20 protein-coding genes are annotated in these 24,809 nt (G+C 55.5%); 2 read left to right on the plus strand and 18 right to left on the minus strand.

What is annotated here, in order from left to right; translation table 11 throughout:
• The 9 genes from DWX58_RS14785 to DWX58_RS14825 form a co-directional block, all read right to left on the minus strand.
• Nucleotides 1–824: sigma-70 family RNA polymerase sigma factor (locus tag DWX58_RS14785; protein WP_147382283.1), on the minus strand; the 824-nt coding region annotated here is incomplete at its 3' end.
• Nucleotides 825–1,273: 449 nt separating this feature from the next.
• The gene (locus tag DWX58_RS14790) at nt 1,274–3,628 is read right to left on the minus strand and encodes a right-handed parallel beta-helix repeat-containing protein (RefSeq protein WP_118645282.1); all 2,355 of its coding nucleotides are present in this window, start codon (nt 3,626–3,628) and stop codon (nt 1,274–1,276) included.
• Nucleotides 3,629–3,655: 27 nt separating this feature from the next.
• Complete coding sequence (locus DWX58_RS14795) at nt 3,656–4,276, minus strand: hypothetical protein (protein WP_118645285.1); 621 nt, start codon at nt 4,274–4,276, stop codon at nt 3,656–3,658.
• A 94-nt stretch (nt 4,277–4,370) separates the two neighbouring features.
• Nucleotides 4,371–6,215 carry a leucine-rich repeat domain-containing protein gene (locus tag DWX58_RS14800; RefSeq protein WP_158579308.1) on the minus strand — a complete coding sequence of 615 codons (1,845 nt, stop codon included), beginning with the start codon at nt 6,213–6,215 and terminating at the stop codon, nt 4,371–4,373.
• 7 nt (nt 6,216–6,222) lie between these two features.
• A complete protein-coding gene (locus tag DWX58_RS14805; RefSeq protein ID WP_118645291.1) occupies nt 6,223–6,648 on the minus strand; it encodes a hypothetical protein in 426 nt (141 codons plus the stop codon).
• Nucleotides 6,649–7,294: 646 nt separating this feature from the next.
• Complete coding sequence (locus DWX58_RS14810; protein ID WP_118645294.1) at nt 7,295–7,969, minus strand: S-layer homology domain-containing protein; 675 nt, start codon at nt 7,967–7,969, stop codon at nt 7,295–7,297.
• A 12-nt stretch (nt 7,970–7,981) separates the two neighbouring features.
• Entirely contained in the window at nt 7,982–9,049 is a 1,068-nt protein-coding gene (locus tag DWX58_RS14815) for a WG repeat-containing protein (RefSeq protein ID WP_243093563.1), read from the minus strand.
• Between the two features lie 324 nt (nt 9,050–9,373).
• Nucleotides 9,374–9,838, minus strand: a complete 465-nt coding sequence (locus DWX58_RS14820) for a DUF4358 domain-containing protein (protein WP_118645299.1) — start codon at nt 9,836–9,838, stop codon at nt 9,374–9,376.
• 14 nt (nt 9,839–9,852) lie between these two features.
• A complete protein-coding gene (locus DWX58_RS14825) occupies nt 9,853–10,812 on the minus strand; it encodes an SGNH/GDSL hydrolase family protein (RefSeq protein WP_158579309.1) in 960 nt (319 codons plus the stop codon).
• Between the two features lie 758 nt (nt 10,813–11,570).
• Between DWX58_RS14825 and DWX58_RS14830 the strand changes: the two genes are divergently transcribed.
• Both DWX58_RS14830 and DWX58_RS14835 read left to right on the plus strand, forming a co-directional pair.
• On the plus strand, nt 11,571–11,900 hold the full coding sequence (locus DWX58_RS14830) for a DUF6809 family protein (RefSeq protein ID WP_118645305.1): 330 nt from the start codon (nt 11,571–11,573) through the stop codon (nt 11,898–11,900).
• Nucleotides 11,881–13,032 carry a site-specific integrase gene (locus tag DWX58_RS14835; RefSeq protein WP_118645308.1) on the plus strand — a complete coding sequence of 384 codons (1,152 nt, stop codon included), beginning with the start codon at nt 11,881–11,883 and terminating at the stop codon, nt 13,030–13,032. The genes DWX58_RS14830 and DWX58_RS14835 overlap by 20 nt, the downstream gene beginning before the upstream one ends.
• A gap of 519 nt (nt 13,033–13,551) precedes the next feature.
• Here DWX58_RS14835 and DWX58_RS14840 read toward each other — a convergent pair.
• The 9 genes from DWX58_RS14840 to DWX58_RS14880 all read right to left on the minus strand — a co-directional run bounded on the left by DWX58_RS14840 (nt 13,552) and on the right by DWX58_RS14880 (nt 24,512).
• Nucleotides 13,552–14,253 (minus strand): response regulator transcription factor, encoded by a 702-nt coding sequence (locus DWX58_RS14840; RefSeq protein ID WP_118645311.1) that lies wholly within the window; start codon nt 14,251–14,253, stop codon nt 13,552–13,554.
• The gene (locus DWX58_RS14845) at nt 14,246–16,885 is read right to left on the minus strand and encodes a sensor histidine kinase KdpD (protein ID WP_118645314.1); all 2,640 of its coding nucleotides are present in this window, start codon (nt 16,883–16,885) and stop codon (nt 14,246–14,248) included. The genes DWX58_RS14840 and DWX58_RS14845 overlap by 8 nt, the downstream gene beginning before the upstream one ends.
• A 40-nt stretch (nt 16,886–16,925) precedes the next feature.
• Complete coding sequence (locus DWX58_RS14850; protein ID WP_118645317.1) at nt 16,926–17,438, minus strand: LysR substrate-binding domain-containing protein; 513 nt, start codon at nt 17,436–17,438, stop codon at nt 16,926–16,928.
• 33 nt (nt 17,439–17,471) lie between these two features.
• On the minus strand, nt 17,472–18,122 hold the full coding sequence (locus tag DWX58_RS14855; protein WP_118645320.1) for a TrkA family potassium uptake protein: 651 nt from the start codon (nt 18,120–18,122) through the stop codon (nt 17,472–17,474).
• Nucleotides 18,123–18,140: 18 nt separating this feature from the next.
• Nucleotides 18,141–19,475 (minus strand): potassium transporter TrkG, encoded by a 1,335-nt coding sequence (locus DWX58_RS14860; RefSeq protein ID WP_118645323.1) that lies wholly within the window; start codon nt 19,473–19,475, stop codon nt 18,141–18,143.
• 167 nt (nt 19,476–19,642) lie between these two features.
• A complete protein-coding gene (locus DWX58_RS14865) occupies nt 19,643–19,837 on the minus strand; it encodes a hypothetical protein (RefSeq protein WP_118645326.1) in 195 nt (64 codons plus the stop codon).
• Nucleotides 19,838–20,002: 165 nt separating this feature from the next.
• Complete coding sequence (gene kdpC / locus DWX58_RS14870) at nt 20,003–20,674, minus strand: potassium-transporting ATPase subunit KdpC (RefSeq protein WP_118645329.1); 672 nt, start codon at nt 20,672–20,674, stop codon at nt 20,003–20,005.
• A gap of 13 nt (nt 20,675–20,687) precedes the next feature.
• Nucleotides 20,688–22,736 (minus strand): potassium-transporting ATPase subunit KdpB, encoded by a 2,049-nt coding sequence (kdpB, locus tag DWX58_RS14875; RefSeq protein ID WP_118645332.1) that lies wholly within the window; start codon nt 22,734–22,736, stop codon nt 20,688–20,690.
• Between the two features lie 15 nt (nt 22,737–22,751).
• Complete coding sequence (locus tag DWX58_RS14880; protein ID WP_118645335.1) at nt 22,752–24,512, minus strand: potassium-transporting ATPase subunit KdpA; 1,761 nt, start codon at nt 24,510–24,512, stop codon at nt 22,752–22,754.
• Nucleotides 24,513–24,809: the final 297 nt, after the last annotated feature.

Here is a 24,809-nt window from a genome sequence, read left to right on the forward strand (position 1 = left end):
CCTCCCGCTGTACCGGCGGCTGCGGCGCTTCCGGCCGCGGCTCCGGCGGCGGTACTGCCTCCCACGGTACCGGCGGCCGCTCCGCTTCCGGTGCCCATGGCGGTGGCCCCTGCCAGGGCGGCGCTCCCCGCCTGGGCCATAACCTGTCCGGCCATGGCGGAAGCCGCCGCACCTTCCAGGACGGAGGCAGCTGCCTCCTGCCGCAGGAAATACACCAGCAGCAGAATGGGGCTGACGCTGTAGAGCTTGATGCCCTTGCGCTCGTACTCCTCCACACCGGCGCGGATGGCCTTTCGGGCGTAATTGAGGCGGCTCTTCACCGTGCCCTCGCTGGTGTCCATGGCCTGGGCAATGTCTTTGACGCTCATTTCGTCGTAATAATAGAACAGCACGCACATGCGCTGCTCCGGGGACAGGCCGTCCACCAGACCCAGAATCATGCGGCGGGTCTCCTCGTTGTCCAGCGCCTTTTCCGGCACCAGCGTCTCGTCCAGGTTCTCCATGGCATCCAGCATGGAGTTGCCTTCCTCGTCCTCGGGGATCTGCCACTCCTTGTGGGGGGCGGACAGCAGGTGGCGGCAGCGGTTGGCGGTAATGCCGTTCACCCAGCCCCAGAAGGCGGCAGGCTCCCGCAGCTTGTCCAGGCTGGTGATCATGGTGATCAGCACATCCTGGACGGCGTCCTGGGCGTCCTCCTCCTTGTTCAGCATCTTTTTGCAGTGGTAATAGACCCTATTCTGGGCCTTCCGCACCAGAGCATCCTGGGCATCCGGATCCCCCTCCCGGGCGCGCTGGATCAATGTGGTCAGATTTTCCTGTTCCATCCCAATTTCTCGACCTTTCTATCTGTTTTGTCATCCCCTGGGGCATTGGATGCTCCTCCGCGTCCATCAGAAGACAGAGGCGGAGGAATTGGAAGAAGGGAATGTATCTCATGAGAAAGGAGCCTCTTTTCTTATTATTTTACAAAGGTCCCCACAAAAACGCAAGCGCTCCACCTCCCTTTCTGTCATATAGTGCCGGCAGCGGGGCCATCGGTTTTATCCGGCAAAATATTTTTTTGCCGCACTCAGGCCCGTCTCTGGCCAACATCAGGTTTCCTTTTCCTGCCCCCAACCGCATGTTCCGGTGCAAAGCGCCTCCTTCGGGCAGCAAAAAGCCTCGGGAGCCGAAGCTCCCGAGGCTTTTATGTCTGCGGGGCAGATGGTACTGTCCTGTGCATCTCTGGGGCAAAAGGGAGCGCCGGGGGAATCCCCCGCTCCATCCTGGTTCGTTACCAGTTTGCGTCGCCCCACCGCTCTCTGGAGAGGCTCAGCACTTCTCCGCTGCTGTCACCCAGCATGTCAACCACGCCCTCCGCGACGTTTTCACTCCAGTAGCAAGGGGCGGAGACACTGGAGAGGAACACACGGTCGGAGAACTGAGCATAGCAGTTTCCTTCAAAGTCCGGCAGGTACTCGGGCACATAGGTCCGGATATACACCAGACACTCCCCCGCGGCAAAAAACACATTGTCCCGCACCTCCACGGTGCCGTCCTGCATATTGGGTCCTCCGTCAATGGTAAAGGAGCCTGTGGTATAGCCGTGTACCTCCTCGCCATTATCGGTCCAATTGCTCATGGCACTGTAAAAGACATAGTTGTCCCGGAAACTGATGTTGCGGAACTGGTGGTCCGGGTTGGCCTCCTCGTCCCAGTTAAAGTACAGCATGGCGGCGGAACAGTGGTAAAACACGTTTCCTTCCACCACCACGTCGGTCACGTCAAAGGTCCGGCCACTGAACTCGATGGCGGTCTCCAACCCCAGCCCCTCCTGGTAGGTCTCGTGGACATAGTTGTTTCGGAAGGTATTGTGGCTGGAGCTGGCTCCGCCCACACCGCCGTTGCGCTGGACACCGGCCGCATAGCCGGTGATGGTGTCCAGGGCGTAGGAGGCGCTGCATCCTCCGCCCCAGCCCAGCTCGCAGTTCTGCACCAGGACGCCCTGGCACTCGGGCGCTACGGAGAGGATGTTTCGCCCCGTGTAGAGCACGGAGAGGTTGTCGATGACCACATCGTCCTGCACACCGTCAAAGGGCGCATAGGGGGAGAGAAACTCCAGATCGGGATAGAGCTCGCCGGGGTTACCCTGGTCGCAGCGGAGATACAGCGGCCCATCGGCGGTGAGGCAGTACTGCTCCCTCCCGCCGGTGTCCACCCAGCCCAGCAGATAGATGGGCAGGGTGTCGGGAAGACCGTTGCTGGCCTGGGAGAAGAAGGTCAGATCCTCCGTCAGGTGTACGGCGGGGTCAAATTCCGGCAGAGCGGCCTGCTCCTCCGCGGCCTGCTCCGTCTGGTCGGTGAGCCACAGATTGGACAGAACCTGATAGGTCTCCCCGTTCCAGAAGGGCTGGACTTTTTCCGCCGCCAGATTTTCACCTAAGGCAATGGACCCGCAGTCCAGCATGGGGCGGTAGTAGACCCAGATTTTGCTGCCGTCGTCCCCCTCGTACCACAAGGACCACTTGTCCTCTCCCCCGCCGTTTTCCACCGAGCCGTACAGCCTCGGCTTCTCCCCTTCGCCGTAGGCGGAGTAGGTCACGCCGGGCCGGGTGTACACCTGGACGGCCCGCCACACGTCGCCCCGGCGGAAGAACACCGCGTCGCCGTAGTTCAGCTCCGCCTGATTGAGCCGGTCAATGGTGGCCCAGGCGGTCTCGGGACTGGTGCCGTCGGCACCGTCGTCGCCGTCATTGGAAAGGTAATAGGCTGTCCCCGTATAGGTCTCGCCGGGGACAAAGGTGTCGCTCTTCACAATCTTCGTTTCGCTGGTGAGAATGGCGTCCCGCCGGGCCTGCCCCTCCTGAAGGAGCTCCTCCGCCCGAGCGGTGACCGCCTGGTCCTCGGGGAACTGAGCCGCGGTCTCCGGGCGGCTCTCAAACAGCCGCACCGCCGCCACCGCCCCAGCCTCATAGGTCAACGGCTCCGTGAGGTTCATTGTGAAGGTATCATAGGAGAAATCCAGCAGCGGCGCGCCGGTGACCAGGGACAGGCGGCTGATGGCATAGTTCTGACTGGCGTTGAGATAGTTCAGCTCCTGCCCGTCTTCCATCTGGCTGGAGATGGAATCGCAGGTGCGGTCCCACTGCTCCTCCCCCTCCTCAAAGAGGGCATAGCCGCCCCGGATGTCGGTACCGAAGGCGTCCCAGTCCTCGTCCGTCCGGCCGCCGATGAGATAGGGGGCAAAGCCGTCGGTGAATTCGGTAGCGTCCATCCGCTCAGCGGCGTAGAGCAGGAGCATGGCCCCGTAGTCCCGGTAGATTTCTTCCTCCGAGGCCCCTGCGGTCAGCTCACTCCATCCGTCCACATCCCCGCCGCTGGCGGCAATGACCGCCGTCAGCAGATCCACCATCTCCCGCTCGGTGATAACCGCCTCACGGTCCCGCTCCGGCTCCTCCCCAAAGCCGTACCAGAATGCCCGCTCATACTCTGTCTCGGGAGCGGCGCCTGTGGGAAATGTCCAGCCATTCCCCGCCTCGCCCGCGGAGCCCCCTTCCTGGGGCCCCGCCTGTCCAGAGCAGCCCGAAGCCGGAATCAGAAACGCCGCAGTGATTGCGGCGGCAAGCATCCGCTTCCACATCCGTTTCATCTCTCCCCTTCTGCAAGTATAAATCCGTTATTCCAGACTGGAAGCGCTGAGCCACAAAGCGGCGGTGTCCCCGTCAAACAGCTCCTGGGGCGCAGTGAGATAGATGCTGCCGAAAGACTCCTCCCCCTGGAGCAGCACATAGTAGCACAGCTGGCCATCCTCCTGGGTGAACTGGGCGGCGTAATTTCCGTACTCGTCGTAGTTAAACACCGTCCCCTCGGGCACGGAGTTCTGGACGCCGCTGCGGGTGGAATATTCCTCCAGGTCGGCGGGCAGCGCCGCGCCCGCCATCTCATAGGCCTCCGCGCCAAAGCGGTTGGCCTGAATGTAGTAGCCGTCCTTCTGGAAGATGGCATAGCGGTTGGGCAGGGGCTCGGTGATCTCACCGGATTCCATGGCGAAGCCCTCGGGCAGTTGGAAGGTGCCCAGGCCCTCCACGGCGTATTCCACCAGGGTCTCCTGCTCCTCCTGGGAGGAGGCGCTGCTCTGGGCGGAGCTCACGGCGCCTGGGTCAGCGCTGCTGCCGGCGCCGCTGCCCGAGTTCTCCCCTGAGCTGCTGGTCCCCGGCGTGGTCTGGCTGCCGCAGGCGGTCAGCGCCAGCGCCAGACAACCGGCAAGGCAGAGGGCAATCCATTTGTTTCGTTTCATTGTTTCTTCCTCCTTCATGGTCAGCCACAGCTGAGATTTTCTTCAGCATACCATGTCCGGAGGAAAAATTGGTGCGCAGTCTGCGTACTGTTTCCTATTCAAACACCATCTCAAAGGGCGCCTGTGCCAGCTGCTCCTGGGCTTGGTCCTGATGCTGCTGACTCAAAATCAGCCGCTCCAGCCAGGGGCAGTCCAGCAGGGGGGTAAAGTCGCGAATGGGATTGTCCTTCAAAATCACTTCCACCAAAACCGGCAGTTCCGGCAGGAAGGACACTTCCGTAAGGCCGGTCTCCCCCAGATTCAGGGCCCTCAGGCCGGGGAAGGCGGCCAGCGCCTCCGGATGTTTCAGGGTGCAGCCGCACAAATCCAGCTCCTGCAGCCTCTGCAGCTTTGTCAGCAGGGCCAGGTCCACACCCTTGGTGGAATAAAGCCGCAGCTGCTCCAAATTGGTCAGTCCACCCAGGGTCTGGGCCGCCCCCTCCGGCATGCTGCCGGTGATCAGCTGGGTGAGGTTGGGACAGGTCTCCAGGGGGGTATAGTCCGTCACCCAGGTGGTGCGCACATTGAGAGACTGAAGCTCACTGCCTGCAAACACCTCCACCGAGGTGATTCCCGTGGCCTCCAGGGTCACCTCCCGCAGCTTGGGCAATTCTTCCAGCACCTGTATAGAACGCACGGGGTTTTCCCCCAAATCCAGCACCTGGAGCCGGGTCAGCCCGGACAGGGGGCTGAGATCGGATACCTCATTTCCCGTGAGGCTCAGGTACTCCAGGGGCAGCTGGGCCAGAGAGGTCAGGTCGGAAATCTGCTGATAGTCCAGAATAAGCACCTTTAAATTGACACACTGCTCCAGCAGCGCCAGATCCTCATCGCTGATATCCCCATGGGCCCGCTCCTCCATATAAAGATCGTGGGCCCAATTGACCATTTCCTCATGCTCATGGATGGTGTCCACCAGTTCCTGTCCGCACACCAGCAGCTGCTCCACCTCCCCAAGCCGCTGGGTGGGAATGGGTTCGCCCGCCTCCAGCTGCAGCTCCTGGCGCAGCGCGTCCTCCAGCAGGGAGGACTGGACCTGTGCTTCCCCCGCCGGGGTCCACAAAAGCAGCAGGAGAATGGCCGCGCACAGTATGCCTCCGGCCGCCCCTGCCGCAAGCCCCAGCCGGGGGTATTTCAGCGCCCGATATACCGCCCCAACGGATGCATAGCGGTTTTTGGGGTCAAAGGCGGTGCAGCGGCGGATCACCCGGGTCAGATAGTCAGGACCGCTGTGCTGTTTGGAGGGTTCAAAGCTGCCGGTGAGTAAAAAGCGCATCAGGATCCCCAGGCTGTAAAGGTCGGAGCGCTGATCGGTCTGCTGATAGCCAAACTGCTCCGGCGGAGCGGTGACCTGAGTACCCAAAAACACCGTGTCCCCCTGCTGCTCCGGCCGGTAGCGCCGGGCGGCCCCCAGGTCAATGAGATGACACCGGCCGGCTGGGTCCATAACCACATTTTGGGGCTTCACATCCCGGCAGATGACCGGTGGATTTTGGCGGTGCAGATAACTCAGCACCTGGCACAGGGACAGCGCCGCCGCCCGCACCTTTTCCCGGGAAAGGGGGCCTTGGGACATCACCTGCTCATAAAGGCTGACTCCCTCTACATACTCCCGGATCAGATACTCCCTTCCCTCCCATTCCAAATAAGCCATGGGCCTGGGCAGCTGGGGGTGCCGCAGTCCCCGCAGCAGCTCATACTCCTGCTTCAGCGTGTCCTCCCGTCCAGCCGGCTGGATTTTCAAAACCGCAGGCCATCCAGCCCGGTCATGGACCAGATACACCTGCCGCTCCCCGTCTTTCAGGCAGGCCTGGAGGCTGTACTGAGCACTCAGGCAGGGAGGCAGCAACTGCGCATCCAGCACCTTGGTCTGATACTCCCGCAAAAATTGTTCCTTCATCCCCATGTCAGTTCTCCCTGGCATAGAGGCCCCGCTCGGGGAGGGAATTCAGCAGCTCTTCCGTCTCCAGCAGCGTCATGTTTTGATTCAATGCGAAAATAATCGCGGCATCCCTGCGTACTCTTGGATAGAGGGCCCCACAGTCCCCCACCGCCAGCAGCCGCTGGGTGTCTTTTAGGGACAGATGTAGGGCTAGAGCCGTGCGCAGCAGAATGTCCCGGCCCGGTATCCGCTCGCCCCGCAGAATCTGATAGCCATAGGACTTGCTCACATCCGCGGCAGCCATCCACTCCGTGGCCGAGATCCCAGCCCCCTCGATCAGCCTGGACAGCAGCTGTGCGCAGGTAGGCGCTCTTTGCGCCCCCCGTAAGAGCTCTCTCCCGCTCTCCCGGCCCCGCAGTCTGTGAAACAGCTTGCTTGTGGTGTCCAACATCTGGTTCCCTCCTCTCCGGTATTAAGTTTATTATAGCGGTAATTAAAAAAAAGCCCAAGTATATTTTTAAATAGCGCTATGGAAGCCCCGCCGCTTCCGCCTAATTCCCACCAAAAGCAGCAAAAAAGCGCACGGAACAGAATGGTTTTCTGTTTCGTGCGCTCTCCGGTTCTTCAGGAGTAAGGCAAGCCTTCTGGGGGGCATACCTTATACAAATGTGAACTATGGTGGGGATCAGCAGTCGCCCTGCCGCTGCATAGTGCACACAGGCAACATGACAACAAAAAAATCCTCGAAAACCGAAGTTCTCGAGGATTTTTGGAGCCGCTGGGCAGATTCAAACTGCCGACCTCATCCTTACCAACTGATTGGGGGCCTTCCAGCCCTTGCTTTTCAATGCTTTCCAGCCATTTTTGCTCCAAAGGACGAGGTCGGCGGCACTCTTTACTCCGTTGTTTCCATCCGTTCGTTTCCCTGTGTGGGTCAGCGTGTGGGTCAAACTCACAATGCGGGAGGTTTTCCGTAAATGAGACTCCATAGTTTATTTTGATAGCCTTGTATGCACCGGATCATTTGACTCTTTGAAAAACAAAGAAGGACGGAGTCCCCGTTCAGGAATGTCCGTCCTTCTGCCGTGTCAGTATGTTTATGCTTTTTCGTAAACGCGATAGACCATAAGGATACTCTGTTCTACCGTACAAGTGTCTTTGGGAGAGATGGTGGTAGCGGAAGTGCCGGACATAATGCCGTTCCCCACCAGTGCAGCCATACTTGCTGCGGCCCAGATGGAAATGTCCCCCCGATCCGAAAACACTTCCATGTTTCCAACGTTGGGAGTCAGGTTTTCTCCCAGCTTCGCGGAGAGATACTGTGCCGCGCGATCAATCATGGTTGCAATCTGTTCGCGGTTGGTGCTCAGCTTGGGCGCAAATTTCCCATCGCCCACGCCGGCAATAATTCCAGCCTGACAGGCCTTCAGTACGGCGGGGTTGGTGGTATCGGAAAATGTATCCGGGGAGGCGGCCTCCATCTCTTCTCCCAGCACCGTCTCCACCATCTTTACCACAAGCTCCGCAAACTGCTCTCTTGTGATCGTGCCGGTGAACGCCGGATTGTCGGTAAACGCCGGAATCATACCCAGAGCCTTTGCCGTGTTCACCACATCTTTGGCCCAACCGGAAACTTGCTCTCGCTGAATCTGTTCTTCGGAAAGAATATCCTCCGGCTCATACTGTGTCACGCTCTTGATGGCCATGGCCGGCACACAGCAGATGCCAACCACAAACGCCAGGCTCAGCAGAATTGAAAGCTTCTTTTTCATTCCCGTCTCTCCTTATGTATCCTTGTGCGTCAGCGGTGCAAACGTCAGGTTGTAGGGGTATGCCGTCAGGAAGGATTGGTCTTCCACTCCGTAGCCCCAAACCGGCCCTGTGGTTTCCCCGCTGTGATAGACATCCTCAGACAGCGCATCGCTGGTCAAATAGGTTTCACGCTCCGCTGCATTGTCATATTCCACCCAGATAAACCGGCAGTCCGACAAGAAACAGATCCCCTGAAAGCGCATGGAGAAGGTTTTGCTCTCGCCCGCCGCCAGATCGAGATCGATAGGGAATACCCTCGCCTGCACATCATCCCGATGCACATAGTTTTCCATCCCCAGATATTTTTCATAATACGCCTTTCCCCGGGTACAGGCCCAGCAAATCGCTTCCGGCTCGTAGACCAGCAGGGAATACGCCCCCTGCACCGGCTGGCTGGACGTGTTGGTAACAGTCAGGCTGTACAGCGGCCCGAAATCCGACAGGAAATAGTCGTCTTCAAATTCAATTTTAAGCGGAGAGGACGGCTGCTCCTCTACCCCATCGGGCATATAGCCGTTATCGCCAATCAGGTATAGTCTGGTCAGTTCGTCGCTGCTCCATGTGCGCGCGCTGCTCTTGCTGCCGCTTTTATTGATCTCCGCCACCTGTGCACCCTTGACGGTGGATCCGCCGTACTCGGTGGCGGCAAAGCTGCCGTCCGTGAACACGGTAGCCTTACCATTGTGGAAATATCCCACATACACGCCGCCCATGGAATCATAGGCGTAATACTGACAGGGGATCACCAGCTTTCCGGTGGTATCAATATAGCCCACCTTCATGGTGTCCTTATCCATGACCGCCGCCAGGCCTTCAAAGAAGTCAAACACATACAAAAAGCGCCCACGGTTCAGGTCCACGACCTCGCCCTGTTCGTTGATGTAGTTCCACTGCTCCTTCACCAATGCGGGCATCAGTCCCTCCCGAAACGGACGCTCACCGTACTGGAAGATGCCCTGTGACAGCAGCCGGTCCCCATTTTCCTGCCAAAATTGCTCGGCGTTTCCTCCCGTGCCTGCCGCAAACACTGAGCCTGTCAAACACGATACCATTAGTGCTGCAGCAAGGATGCGCTTCAACCATTTTTCCACTGCTTGAACTCCCTTTCCTCTACTTCGTATTTCCGTCGGTGTCTCCCCGGCGATACGACACAGACACTCTTTGATTATACCCAGATATTAAGCTATATTCAAGCTATATTTAAGCCATAATTTCCCACCCGCGCCAGCGTGCGGGTTTAAGAAGGGTAAAACAAAAAACAGCTGCCTGAACCAGTAAAAATCAGTTTCAGGCAGCTGCTTTCATGTATCATGGATTATTATAGCTGTAAAATCAAACCTTTTCCCGCTCCGGGTCTGAAGGATTCACGCATTCATGGAGTCAAACAAATCCTCAATTTCCTCCACCTGCTCAGACACGATGAGGGAGATGGTCAGCCCGTCGCGCCGTATCACTCCCTGCTGAATGACCGACATGTTTTCGGTCAGGTACATTTGGGCGGATTTTTCCTTATAGGCCAGCCGTTCCTCCAGCGCACTCTGAATGGCATCCGCCTGCTGGCTGTCCACCGCTCGGATAATGGCGATCTCGTCCGGCAGGGTCCCGTCCTCCGGCAGATAATAGACTGCGCTGTCATAGAAAGATGCCTGGATCCCCACTCCCATCTCCAGATACTCGTCGGTCATGTCCACCAGTTCAGGCAGCGAAAGCTGCTCCTCCATGGTGGCAAACAGCTCCTGCGGGTCGGGGGAAACCGTTTCCCCTGACCCGCAAGCGGATACAAACAGCAGCATCAACACCCAGAGTGTCAGCAGACAGCGTCGTCTCATCACAATTCCCCCATTCACATACTCTGTTCCCTGGCAAAGTCATAGAGGGCATCCACCACAATCTTGGAGCCCGCATTGTTCAAGTGAACGTACCCATCCCGACAGAACGCTTCCGGCAGGGCGCCTGATTCATCCTCCAGCAGCCCATGGGCATCAAGGACGGGAACGTTCTCTGTTTGACACATGGCCTTCAAACCGTCACAAAATTCCCCGATAAGCTGATTGTTAAAGCTGCGGTTTATTGCATAGTCAGGCAGCCAGGAGGAATTAATTTTGGGCGGATTGGTGATAACCACTACCTGAGCATCGGGTAAGCAGGCCTTCAGGTTCTGGATCAGCCGAGCATACCGGTCTACAACCGCCTGGCTGCTGGGCTCTTTCTCCACGGTGGACAGGTCGTTCAGGCCCAGCAGCAGGAAAATCCGCTGCGGCTTCATATCCGTCACAATCTCCTCCAAGGACATCTCGCTGCCCTTGTAGCTGTACGCAATTCCCGCCTCTCGTTCCCCCACCAGGTCGGCCAGGGAGATCCCGATCGTAGTGGTTAAAAACTTCGCCTCGCCCAGACAGGCGTTACTCTCCCGCTGTCCCATGACATACTGACGGATGCCCTCCATAATCGAGTCGCCAACAAACAGTGTATTGTCAAAATAAGCTTCCACCGAAGCAGCCGCCGCAGACTGCTTCTGAGGCGGCTGCTTGGAAGAATCAGCGCTTCCGGCGTCCGGCTGGGACGGGTCAGAGGGCTGCTGGGCCTGCTCAGATTGCCCAGAAGCAACCAAATCGCTGGCATCCGGCGCGGACGAGGAATCCATTTCCTGGGAAAGGGACGCACCCCCTTCGGCACGGGAAGATGTTTCGTCCATCTGAGAAAACTGGGGCGGAGTCTGGCTTTCAACGGAAGGTGTCCCGTTGCAGCCGCTCAGAGAAAGTGCCATCGCACAAAGCACCATAAGCGCCGCCAGATATTTCATTGGTGTCTCGCTCCTTTTCGTAAAATACACCCCATTATAGCATAAAGCTTCCATTCGGGCAAGATTTGTCCTGCTATTTTTCTGCAACGCCGTTTCTCCGCCCTGTTTGGCCGTGTAAGGGGCTGTGTGCCGCAAGCAGAGGCGAGGGGGCATCCGTGCCCCACCGAAGGTCATTCGGCTTCGTGCCGCGTCTGTGCGGCAAAACCGCCCTGCGCCCTCAGCGCAGCGGCCAGAAAGCGGCAAGGAAATGCTAAGGAATGGGTACGCTTTGCCGCTTGCGACGGAGGACAGATATGGGGCTATGCCGATATGAACCGAGGGTACGATTTTTGTGCAGGATAAAGGCCGGGGGTCGCAGGCTACCCCCGGCCAAATCACACCGCCCCGCAACGCGGGGCGGGACAAGGGGTTGCGGGATTTTAAGGGCGGGGATCATGTTTGGGGCCCTGGGGGCATGGCGGGGATCTTGTGTTCAGAAAAGCCCGCCGTATCAGGCGCTTGTCGGGGTTCACGACGGGGATGAGGCCTATTTTTGATGCAAATTCTGAAAGAGCAAGTGCAGTCCTTCCCCCTCAAAATTTGCGTCGCCTAAACAAAAATAAAAAGCCTTCCACAAACAGTACGCTGTTATCAAAGATATCGTCCTCCGAACACTGACCAGCTCTAAATTGTTACTGATCTGATAACTCTGCCCGTTTGCCCTGGCTATTCTCGTTTCTCTGTGCTATGTTGTGTCACTGAATAGGAGGCGAGGCACAGTGAACGACTACATGACTGCCCTGCACCAGCGGTTCTTCCGGGAGCCGGACTTTGCAGAGCTGGAGAAAGAAATGGAACAGACCCGGCAGGAGGTGCGGGACTGCCTGGACAAGCCGCAGCGGCGCAAATTGATGCAGCTGGTGGATGCACAAAACCTGCTGCGGGAGAAAACCTCTCTGGCCAGCTTTATTGCAGGCTTTAAGCTGGCCTGGGGCATTGCAAAAGAATTGGAGGCTGACGGTCTGTACTCTTTCGATTGCGAACAAGAACAGCGGGCCTGCAAGGCAGCAGAACAGGAGGTGACGCCTCGTGGCAAAGAAACGGGCTAATGGAGAGGGCAGCATCAGAAAACGGAAGGACGGCCGCTGGGAAGGGCGATACACCGCCGGGTACGATGCCAAAACCGGCAAGCGCATTATCAAGAATGTGCTGGGCAAGACCCAAGCGGAGGTCAAGGAAAAACTGAAAAAGGCTCTGGAGGAGTGCCAGGGGCTGGATGTGAGCCGCACCGAAGAATACACCGTAGCCACATGGCTGCGCACCTGGTACGAACTCTACGCCAAGCCAAATGTCCGCACCGCCACGGCAAATCGGTATGAACTCATCATCGAGCGCTACACCATTCCCCGGATTGGCAGTATCAAACTAAAGAAGCTGACCACCCGGCACCTGCAAAAGCTCTACAAGGAGTTATTGGAGGACGGCAGAATACATGTTGGAAAAGGAAAAGCAAAGGGACTGAGTACCACCACCGTCCGCAGCGTCCACCTGATGCTCCATGCGGCTCTGGAACGGGCGGTGAAGGAACGGCTCATCCCCAGGAATCCCACTGAAGATTGCATCGCTCCAAAGCCTCGCAAGATCGAAATGCAGATTCTTCCCTCTGAAGACATGCATGCCTATCTGGAGGCAGCCAAGGCCAGAGACCTGCTCCCCATGTTCTATCTGGAATTGGTCAGTGGCCTGCGAAAAGGCGAACTGGTGGCCCTGCGGTGGGACGATGTGGACATTCAGAACAAAACCATCTCGGTCAGCAAACAGTATGTCCGAAACCCGGATGGCTCCCTGGAGCTCACCCGACCCAAGACGGAGAACTCCGTCCGCCTGGTGTCCATCCCGCAAACCGCGGTAGACCTGCTGATCCAGGAACATAACAAGCATCCGGACAACCCTTACCTGTTCCCCTCCCCGATCACTGGAGAACTATACCACCCGGATTCGGTGGTCAACCTCCATAAGAAGATCCTAAAGGACGCAGGACTGCCCCACATCCGCTTTCACGATCTGCGGCACACCTTCGCCACCACAGCCCTCCAGAACGGCGTGGATGTAAAGACGGTGTCCTCCATGCTGGGCCACTATGATGCCGGGTTCACCCTCCGCACCTATACCCACGCCACACGGCAGAAACAGGACGAGGCAGCAGCCACTATGGGCAGCTTCATGGCACAGGTCATGTAAGGCAGAGAGAAAAAGCCGGGCGGGAAGCGCAGCCTTCCCGTCCGGCACTCTTTAGCTCTTTCTGCGTGTGGGTCAACCAACTGACCCACATTTTGAGCTACACTAAAAAAACAAAAATTGCAACAAAAAAGCCTTGAAAACCAAAGTTTTCAAGGCTTTTTGGAGCTGCTAGGCAGATTCGAACTGCCGACCTCATCCTTACCAACGCAAAAATTTTAATTTTTCTAATCTTTTGCGTAGTTTATAGGCATTTCTATCCCGAGCAAATTGCTTTTCGGCACTTTTTAGACGCAGGATTTCCGGTTGTTCCAACTGTATCTGTGGATGGTTGTGTGGTCAAAATAGGGAAAGCATGTCCCATGTTCAAGCGGTCAAAATACAGGTGTTCTTCTTCATCTTGACTATAATATTTTAGCGCAGGGTTCTCAAAGAGAAGGGACAGACATTTTAGACGCTTAGTGAATGGGACCACCAAGTCCAGAGACGCTTTGGTAATTCGTAAATCTCTTCCCTATCGAACTACTCCACTTTCATCATGCGATATCCAACCCCAATGTGGGTTTGAATATACTGGGGTGAGCCAGGTTCTTTTTCCAGCTTCTTTCGCAGCGTTGCCATAAACACACGAAGCGAGGCAACATCATTTTCCCAGCTTCGGCCCCAGATCTGCTGTGTGATAAAGGTATGTGTCAGCACCTTTCCCACATTTTTGCACATCAGGCACAGCAGCTTATACTCGCTGGGGGTCAAGTGGAGCTCCTGACCATCCAGGAATGCACATCCTGCCGCGTAGTCCACCTTCAGCTTCCCGTTCGTAAAGATCGCTTCTGTATTTGCCGCTCCAACCTGAAGCGCGGTTAACCGCCTCTGTGTCACGCGGAGCCGGGCCAGTAATTCTTCCACGGAAAAGGGCTTTGTCAGATAATCATCTGCGCCGGCATCCAATGCTTCAATCTTATCGGTATCTTCACTCCGGGCACTGATCACAATGATGGGCAAATTCGACCAGGAGCGGACTTTGTGAATGACCTCCACCCCGTCTATATCCGGCAGCCCAAGATCCAACAAAATGATATCCGGATTATGAGAGGACGCTTCCAGAACAGCCGATTCTCCGTTTGCCGCGGTCAAAAACCGGTAATCGTGGGCTCTTAATGTGGTCGTAATCAGGTTGCGAACCGGTGTATCGTCCTCAACCACTAAAATCAATGGTTTATTCATGCAGCTCTACCTCCCCGGCGGGTACAGAAAATGTAAAGACGCAGCCATGAGGCAAATGATCCGTTACGTTAATTTCTCCCCCATGTGCGTTGACAATGGATTTACACAGCGCCAATCCCAGCCCCATACTGCGGCGGCTGTCGGCAATCGGATTGGCCGCACTGTAAAACATATCAAAAATATGAGGCTTGGCCTGGTCCGAAATTCCCGGACCGTTGTCAGCCACGGAAACATAAATAAAGTTTCCCTGTTTCCGCCACCCAATGTCGATTTCAGACCCTGGCGGCGTATACTTGATTGCATTGTCCACAATATTGATGATGACCTGAATAATCAGCTTGGCATCGACCTGTACCAGGAGGTATTCTTCGCTGCTTTGCACATTGATCTGGTATTCTACGCTTTTCCGATTGATATGCCGAAGCGCTTCCGCAACAATCTCATCCATCAGCTCCGTGGATATGCGCAGGTTCATCCGCCCGTCTTCCAGACGGCTGACGGACAACAGATTTTCCACCAGATTGATGAGCCACATGGCGTCATCATAAATATCGGTATACATCTCTTCCTTTGTCTTCTCATCAAACAAAGTTCCGTTGGAAAGCAGATTGCTGGCATTCCCCGAAATGGAAGTAAGCGGCGTACGCAGATCGTGAGAAATCGAACGCAGCAAATTGGCGCGAAGCTGCTCATTTTTTGCCAATACAGCGGCCGCTTCCTTTTCCTCCAGATTCTTCTGATTTTCCAGGGCAAGGGCGCATTCTCCCAACACGGAGAAAAGAATACTCGTTTCAAAGGAATCCAGCGGCTTATCCAAGGCCGCAATTCCTACGACTCCATACACTTGCTTGCCCGTACGGACCGACAGATAGGTGCAGCAGGCGTCGGAAAGGGTCTCCGTTCCCGCTCCCGCCCGTTTATTATTGGTAAGCACCCACTTTGCTACCTCCTGCTCCTTTTGTGTGGTGTAGCTGTCCGTGGGCGTGCTCTGATCCAACACAAAGATTTCCGGTCCCACCAACTCGTCTTGTTGAACGCGGTATGCAACGATGTCCCGCTGAAAGATCTTCAGCAGCTGCCTTGCTGTAACCGAAATGATTTCTTCTTGGCTTCGTGCCTTTTGGAGGTTCTGGTCCGTTTCAAACAGAAGCTTGGTACGCCATGCCACCTGAGCAGAGCGCTTGGCGTGGGACTTCAGTCTCGAGGCCAGCGAACCCGTAATCAGGGAAGCCAGGAACATGATCAGAAAGGTAACCGGATATCCGCTGTCATAGGCGTGCAGAGAAAACCTGGGCTCCGTAAAGAAGAAGTTAAACGTCAACACGCTGACAATAGAGGCAATAAAGCTGCAGATTGAACTTTTTGTAGACACAGAAACCAGCATCCCCCCTAAAATGTAGAGGGTAATAATGTTGGCCTCCGTAAAGCCCCAGTTGTAAAATAAAAATCCGATTACAGTCGTCAGGATCAGAATGGAAATACTCTTCAAGAGATCAAGCACGGATATGGCCGGCATGTGCATGATCTCCCAATGCTTGGAGGAAAAATGCTTGTTTGACCCATTATCGGGGATGATATGGATATCCAGCTCAGGGGTAAGCTCAATCAGGCGTTCCGTTAAGGACGCTTTCCCCAGCCAGGGGCGCGGCACTCCACTGCGGCCCAGTACGATCTTTGTGACGCCCGACAAACGGGAAAACTCCGCAATCTGATACGCCACATCATCGCCATAAACCGTCTCGATGACCGCCCCCAATTGCTGTGCCAGATGAATGTTGGCCTGAAGCCGCTCTTTATCCGCTGGAGTGATCCACTGAAAGTCCTTTGTTTCAACAAATAACGCCGTAAAGCCGCACCGAAAAGCACCTGCCATTCGGGCTGCTGTACGGATGATTTTCTCATTGGAGGGAGCGGAGGACAGGCACACCAGAATATGCTCATGGGTGCGGTACCCGGTCTGGCTGTGATTTGCCTGGGTGTACATAGCGGCCCGATCGGCGCAGCGGCGCAAACCGATTTCCCGAAGGGCGCTTAATTGGGATAACGAGCAGCTGGAAAGCAGCGCCCCCTTCTTGTGCTGAAGCAGCCTCTGCTGCAGCCGTTCCGGCTCAATATCAATAAATTCCACCTGCGCCGCCCGGTCAAACACGCGATCGGGAATCCGTTCCAAAACAGGAGCGTTCAGGATGGAGACCACAGAATCCTGGATACTTTCGATATGCTGAATATCCAGGGTGGTATAAACATCCACGCCCGCCTTCAGCAGCTCCTCTATGTCCTGATAGCGTTTCCAATGGCGGGAATTGTCCCCGTTTCTGTGGGAGAGCTCATCGACCACCATGAGCTGCGGCAGCCGCTTCAGGCATGCATCCAGGTTAATTTCATCATCTGTCCGCCCGTCCGGCCGCTCTGTTTTACCGGGTATTTTCTCAAATAGCGCTACCAATTCTCTGGTTTCAGGCCACTGCTCCGAGGGACTCAGGCCAATCACAACATCGACGCCAGCCTCCTTGGCCCTTTCCGCCGCCTTCAGCATTGCGTAGCTTTTTCCCGCGCCGGAAAAATAGCTGGCAAAAATGGTAAGCTTTCCCTGCTGTTTTGCCCGATCCTCCATTTGTTTCTCCGCGGCCATTGCAGTCCCTCCTTTCACGCTGAATTATTATAGCATAATGCTACGCTCCCCGTCCGCAAAGTTTCTGAACAAATTCCGTGGTAAAAGGACAGTGGTCCTGGTTCTTCCAGACAACGAACTGACTTTGGAGGGTTGTGTCAATGGGAGTAATGGTTACCCCATCTTCGTTGGTAAAGGACTGCGCTTGAAGCATGACCTTCTGCTGCCGGACCGCTTTGTCATTTTCTGCTTTGGAGTGCATGATGACCACATCCACGTTTCCCGTACGCAAAGCATGCAGCAGCTCCGGTTCCTCCCCCATGGAAAAGGTACAATGCAGATTGGGGTGTTGGTTTTTCATATCTTTTAATACCTGAGCCCCCACCTGCATGGTACAAAGGTTGGCAGCTGCAATGTTTAGATCATCCTGTTGTTCCTTCTGATCATATTCTGCTTCCAGATACGCGCTGTTGTGATTTAGAACGTCCTCCAGCTTGGAAATGGCGTAATAGCCATACGCCGCAACCGCCAAAAATCCGCCAATCAAAACCAGACCTTCTACAAATGCGTTCATAGATGCCACTTCCTCTCCCAATGCGGGCAGCTGTTATATGTGGAAACATTTCTGAATATCACGCTGGGTTCCCAAAACCAAAATCGTACTGTGCTCGGGCAAGAAGGTGTCGGGTTTGATCACCGTCATGGCAAACTTTCCGTTCTGCTTTACCGCCATAATGTTCACATTGTATCGTCTTCTGACATCCAGCTGTCCAATGGTCTTTCCCACCCAGTTGCTTGGAACTTCAATTTCAAAGATGGCATGGTCGTCTCCCAGGGCAATATAATCATAAATATGGTCGGAGCTGTGACGAATCGCGGTCCAAATGGCCATCTGCTTTTCGGGATATACGACTTCATCCGCTCCATTGCGCAGCAGGAATTTTGCCTGTACATCCCGGGCCGCCCTGGCCACCACCTTTTTAGCTCCCAATTCCTTTAAGAGGGATGCCGTCTCCAGAGAACTCTGGAAGTTATCTCCAATGGCTACAATGCACACATCAAAATTGCGGACCCCAATGGCCGTAAGGAACTCCTCGCTGGTGCTGTCTCCAATCTGAGCATTGGTGACGAAGGGAAGAACCGCATTGACCCGTTCTTCATCCTTGTCCACCACCATGACCTGATGATTCAGTTCATTCAACTTCATCGCAATATGGCGTCCAAAGCGGCCTAAGCCAATCAATAAAATTGTTTTCATAACTCCTCCATTCCACCGTTATCCTACGGTAATCCGTTCCTGAGGAAGTCTGGCGCTGTTGCCCTGTACATGAGACAGGGCTGCAAAAATCAAGGTCAGACCTCCCACGCGTCCAAAAAACATGAGTGTGATCAGAAGCAGATGGGAAATACAGCTGAGCTGTGGGGTGATGCCCAGGGAAAGTCCCACGGTACCAATTGCCGATGCCGTCTCAAACAAACAGGCGAGAACGGGCAGGTCCTCCACCCGGCTGATGACCAGTCCGGCGGTTAAAAACAGCACTAAGTACATGATCAAAATGGTGGATGCCTGAGACACCACTTCACTTGATACCCGGCGGTTAAAAAAGCCCGGATGTTCTCTGCGCCGGAACACCGCCAGGGTGTTGGCCAGCAGGACCGCCAATGTAGTTGTTTTCATACCGCCTGCGGTGGAACCGGGAGAGCCGCCGATCAGCATGAGAATGATGATGACAAACTGTCCGGTCTCGCTCAGCAAGGTCAAATCTGCGGTATTAAACCCAGCGGTCCTTGGTGTGACGGCCTGAAAGAAAGATAACAGGACCCGCTCCCCCATGGGTGCCTGGTTGAACTCAAACAGGAAAAAATAGATGGTGGGAATCAGAATCAAAGCGCCCGTCACCGTAAGAATGACTTTGCTCTGCATGCGATACTTGTGAAAATGCAGGCCGTTTGTCCGGATATCTTCCCAGGTCAAAAAGCCAATGCCGCCAATGGCGATGAGCAGCGCGATCACAATGGAGATGACTGGATTGTCCGCATAATCCGTCAGGGACGAAAAGGGAGCTTTTATCCCCATTAAGTCAAAGCCTGCATTGCAAAAGGCGGAAATGGAATGAAAGAGCGAATACCACGCGCCCTTTAAAAGCCCAAACTCACGAAAAAACACCGGGAAGAGCAGCACTGCGCCGAACAGCTCCACCGCCAGGGCCGTTTTTAGAATAAACCCGGTCCGCCGTACGATTCCCCCCACGTTTGGCGCCGCAATCGCTTCCTGCATGGTGCTGCGCTGCATCAGTCCGATCTTTCTGCCCGAGAGAATCGAAAACGCACCCGCCACCGTAATCACGCCCAGCCCGCCAATCTGGATCAGCAGAATAATGACGGACTGCCCGAAATTGGACCAATAGGTGGCGGTATCATGGATCACCAATCCGGTCACGCAAACGGCCGACGTTGCAGTGAACAGCGCATCTAAAAAGGAGGTACACTCCCCCGCTTTTGTTGATACCGGGAGCATGAGAAGAAAACTTCCCATTAAAATGACCAGCAGAAAGCCAAATATAATAATCCGGAACGGGGACTTATTGTTTTTATGTAAAAGCTGCCACATAAGCCTCCACCTCTTAATACGTCTTTATCTCCTCTTTATGCTCTTATTATCTACGCATTGTCTAAAGGAGGTATTAACGTATGAAGGCATATATTAAGACGGCATTAAGACGCCGCCTTTGTCCCCAATATTGATCTGACAAAACGCGTTTGAACCATCCGGTTCCATTAAATCCACCCGCATATCAGCGCCATGGGAAAGACAAGAACGATGGTACAGGTACACACCGCGGCCAACGTAAGGATGGGCATGCCGATGAACATCATGCAAAAGCCCCAAACTCTGTGACGGAACATAAACCGTTCCATTGAAGCATCCATTTGCTTTTCAAAATGAGAGACGCGCTTGAGAAACGCAACCATATCTCTTCCCTCCTCGCGGCACTATCATAACGTGCAGAAACTAAAACCGGGAAAAAGATTGCATGTATGAAATTAAGAATCAATAAACGACCATCGGCCTGCCTGAAACACACAGGCAGGCCGGTGATCGGTTTGCTTGTCTCCAAAAAATCGGGAGAACGCTCCTTATTTTGTTGTCTGGCTTACCAGACCCATGGCCTTTGCAATGTCCAGGTTCACACCCAGCACATTGACGGTTTCTTCCCCGAAAACACCCAGCAGCTTACCAGTGGTATTGTCCGCCACAATCTGACTGAGCTCCTCCTCGCTCAGACCGGAGGCCTCGGCCAGGGCAGGGATCTGGATCTGGGCGCTCTCGGGAGAGACATGGGGGTCCAGGCCGGAGCCGGAGGCGGTCATCAGGTCGGCAGGAATATCCTCCCGGCTCACGCCGGGATTGGCAGCCAGAAACTCCTCAATGTCAGCCTCTACCCGCTCCGTCAGGGCGGGGTTAGAGGGGGCATAGTTGTTGTTGCCGGAAGCAAGACCGGCAAACTCGCTGCCGTCATTGTAGAACTGGCTGCCTTCCTCATCCTCATAATAGGTATTGTACTGGCAGGCGGAAGGACGGCACTTCATAAAATAGGGCTCGGTAAAGTCCTGGCCCACGTTTGCAGCGCCTACCGCTTCCCCATCGGCAGTCACCAGACTGCCCTTGGCCTGGCTGGGGAACATCACCGCAGACAGGCCGCTGAGCACCACCGGGAAAACAAAGCCGCACAGCAGCAGAAGAATCAACGTCACGACCACGGACTGGCGAATCCAGTGCACCGCAGTTTGCTTGTTTGTATCGTTCATGACAGAAACCTCCTTAGACAAGGCCAGTGAGAAGCGGGGCAATGATCATGTCGATCAGCTTGATTCCCACAAAGGGCGTAATCACGCCGCCCAACCCATAGATCATCATGTTCCGGGCCAGCATCTTGCTGGAAGACATGGGGCGGTATTTGACGCCCTTCATCGCCAGCGGGATGAGGCAGGGAATAATGATTGCGTTGAAAATCAGAGCCGACAGGATGGCGCTATACTCTGTGGTCAGATGCATAATGTTCAGCACACCCAGCTGGGGAATGGATGCCATAAACATGGCGGGGATGATGGCAAAGTACTTAGCAATGTCGTTGGCAATGGAGAAGGTGGTCAAAGAGCCACGGGTAATGAGCAGCTGCTTGCCGATCTCAACGACTTCCAGGATCTTTGTGGGGTCGGAGTCCAGATCCACCATGTTGGCGGCTTCCTTGGCAGCGGTGGTGCCGGAGTTCATGGCCAGACCCACATTGGCCTGGGCCAGAGCGGGGGCATCGTTGGTTCCGTCGCCGGTCATAGCTACGATCTTGCCCTCGGCCTGCTCTTTTTTAATGACGCTGATCTTGTCCTCAGGCTTACACTCTGCGATAAAGCCGTCCACACCGGCCTCCTTGGCAATGGTAGCTGCCGTCAGGGGGTTATCACCGGTGCACATAATGGTCTTAATGCCGATGGCTCGCAGACGCTCAAAATGCTCTGCCATACCGGGCTTTACGGTGTCCTTCAGGTAGATGACACCCAGCACCTGATCGTTCTCACACACCACCAGAGGAGTACCGCCCAGGGAGGACACTTCTTCCACATGGGCATGCAGGTCAGCAGGGACCGCTCCTCCCCGCTCTTTGACATATTGCTCAATGGCGTCGGAAGCGCCCTTCCGGACACAAGTACCGTCCGGCAGATCGACACCGCTCATGCGCGTCTGGGCGGTGAACTCCAGAAAGGTAGAGCCGGGCTGCTCCTCACTGGTGTCACCCAGGCGGCGGGCCAGCTCCAGCGTGGACTTGCCTTCGGGGGTCTCATCGTGCAGGCTGGTCAGGGCCGCACAGCGAATGAGCTCGCTGCGGGCGGCCCCCTCCACGGGGAAGAAGTCAGCCGCCAGACGGTTTCCAAAGGTAATGGTGCCGGTCTTATCCAGGATCATGGTGTCCACATCGCCGCAGGCCTCCACCGCCTTGCCGGACATGGCGATCACATTAAAGCGGGTCACCCGGTCCATACCGGCAATGCCGATGGCGGAGAGCAGGCCGCCAATGGTGGTGGGAATCAGGCAGACCATCAAAGCGATCAGCGTGGAAACAGGCAGCTGCACGCCGCTGTAAATACCAATGGGGTACAGAGTCACAATGACGATCAGGAAAATAATGGTCAGAGAGACCAGCAGTGTGTTTAGGGCGATCTCGTTGGGGGTCTTCTTCCGGGAAGCGCCTTCTACCAGGGCAATCATCCGGTCCAAAAAGCTGTTGCCAGGCTCAGAGGTAATCCGGATCTTCAGCCAGTCAGACACCACGGTGGTGCCGCCGGTCACCGAGCAGAAGTCGCCGCCGCTCTCGCGGACCACAGGGGCAGACTCACCGGTAATGGCAGATTCATCTACGGAAGCAATGCCTTCTATAACCTCACCGTCACCGGGGATGACCTCTCCGGCCACCACCATGACTACATCGCCCTTTTTCAGCTGGCTGGAGGGGACAATGGTCTCGTTGCCATCCGCATCCAACCGATGGGTTTCGGTATCCTTTTGGGTCTTCTTCAGGCTGGCCGCCTGGGCCTTGCCCCGCCCCTCGGCCACCGACTCTGCAAAATTTGCAAAGAGCACGGTCACCAGCAGAATGACAGATACGATCAGATTATACGTACGCAGGCTGGTATCGTTTCCTCCGAACAGAGTGGGAACAAAGGTCATCAGTAAAGTGATAAGAAATCCAATTTCAACCACAAACATGACCGGGTTTTTCATCATATACCGGGGATCCAGTTTTTTTACCGACCCGATGAGGGCCTGCTTGAGGATCTCAGGGGTCAGCAGCTTTTTGTTTTGCTTTTTACTCATATGGTCCATTCCTCCTTAGCCCCAGATGGTCAGATGCTCGGCAATGGGGCCCAGAGCCAGCGCCGGGAAGAAGGTCAGCGCGGCAAAAATATAAACAACAAAGACCAGAATGACCGCAAAGGAAACAGTGTTGGTCTGAAGAGTTCCGGCCGACTCGCTGACATAGTTTTTCTTCATCAGAGAGCCAACGATAGCCAGCTGGATAACAATGGACAGGTAGCGGCCAAAGAACATGGCCAGACCGGTGGTCATATTCCAGAAGTAAGTATTGTCCGCCAGTCCTTCAAACCCGGAGCCATTGTTGGCGGCGGACGAGGCGTACTCATAGAGCACCTGGCTCAACCCATGGAAGCCGGGATTGGTAATGCCGGCCTGGCCCGCCTGAGTTGCCACTGCCAAAGCGGAAAACACCAGAATCAGGAAGGGGTGGATGATAATGCACAGGGCGGTGAGCTTCATCTCCCGGCCCTCAATCTTCTTGCCCAGGTACTCGGGGGTACGGCCCACCATCAGGCCACAGATAAACACCGCCAGGATGGCATACAGGATCATGTTCATGAGGCCCACGCCCTTGCCGCCAAAGACCACATTGAGCATCATGTGCAGCAGGGGCACCATGCCGCCCAGTGGGGTCAGAGTATCGTGTATGTTGTTGACGGTACCGGTGGTAAAGGAGGTGGTAACGGTGGTAAACAAGGCCGACTGGGCAATGCCGAAGCGGACTTCCTTGCCCTCCATGCTGCCCATGGACTGGTCCAGGCCGATCTGGGCCAGCAGGGGGTTACCTTGGCTTTCCGCCCAGCAGCACAGGCTCAGGCCGACCAGGAACAGGATACCCATCGCCAGGAAAATGCTGCGGCCCTCCCGGCCATAAATCTTGGCGGTGATGCTCTCCCGATGCTCAGGCAGCGCATTGTCCGGGGCCAGCTTAGCCAGGTGCTCCTTTCGGCTGTCGCCTACCATCTTGCCGAAGGTAATGACGCAGGCGCCGGGCAGGAGCATCATGGAGTAGAGCTCGATAAGGTTAGACAGAATCGTGGGATTCTCCAACGGGGTGCTGGAGTTTGCCCCCAGGAAGCCGCCGCCATTTGTGCCCAAATGCTTAATGATTTCCAGGGCGGCAATGGGACCCATGGCAATAACCTGATAAGTACCTTCCAGGGTCTTGACCGCCACATTCTCATTAAAGTTCTGGGGCACCCCCTGCCACACCAGCAGCAGGCCGCCCACGATGGAGAACGGGAGCAGGATACGGGTGGTGATGCGCACCAGGTCCACAAAGAAGTTACCCACGTTGTCCTTCGTTCGTCCGACCAGCCCGCGGATAAAGGCCACGCAGGCGGCATAGCCGCTGGCCGCCGAAACAAACATCATAAAGATAATGACCAGCATCTGGGAGAGATAGCTCAGGCCGCTCTCGCCGGAGTAGTGCTGCAGGTTGGTGTTGGTCATAAAACTAATGATGGTGTTAAAGGACAGGGTGGGCTCCATGCCCTCAATGCCGTTGGGATTGAAGAAGGAAATGCTCTGGATGCGCAGGATCAGATAGCCGATGCCAATCATCACCGCGTTGGTCCCGATGAGGGCCAGCACATATTGCTTCCAATTCATCCCTTTCTTCGGGTTGATCCCGCCAATTTTGTAAATCACTCCGTCCATCCGGTCAAACACCGGGTCGGCGAAGGTATGCTTTCCTGCGGCGATATGATAGAGATACCGCCCCACCGGAATGACAATGATCAAATAAATGAGAATTGTCAGTACCAGCTGTACCATAGGTAATTCCTCCTAAACCTGTGTGTCCTTAAAAACGCTCGGGGTGGGCCAGGGCATAGACCAGATATCCACCCAGCAGCACAATAATGATTCCTAACGCGATCATAGGGTTCCCTCCTAACGGATTACTCTTGGGCGTCTATCTGCTTCTGGCACCACTCTATCAGAAGCCATACCAGTCCAAATGAGATGAATAAGGTTCCGACCATTAACAGATCCATCATTGTCGAAAACTCCTTTCCGAATTGACATTCTGCAAAACAAGTACCTCTCTGTTTTGCTTTCCTAGAATACCCC

The organism is Pseudoflavonifractor sp. AF19-9AC (assembly GCF_003478995.1).
Lineage (GTDB): Bacteria > Bacillota > Clostridia > Oscillospirales > Oscillospiraceae > Lawsonibacter.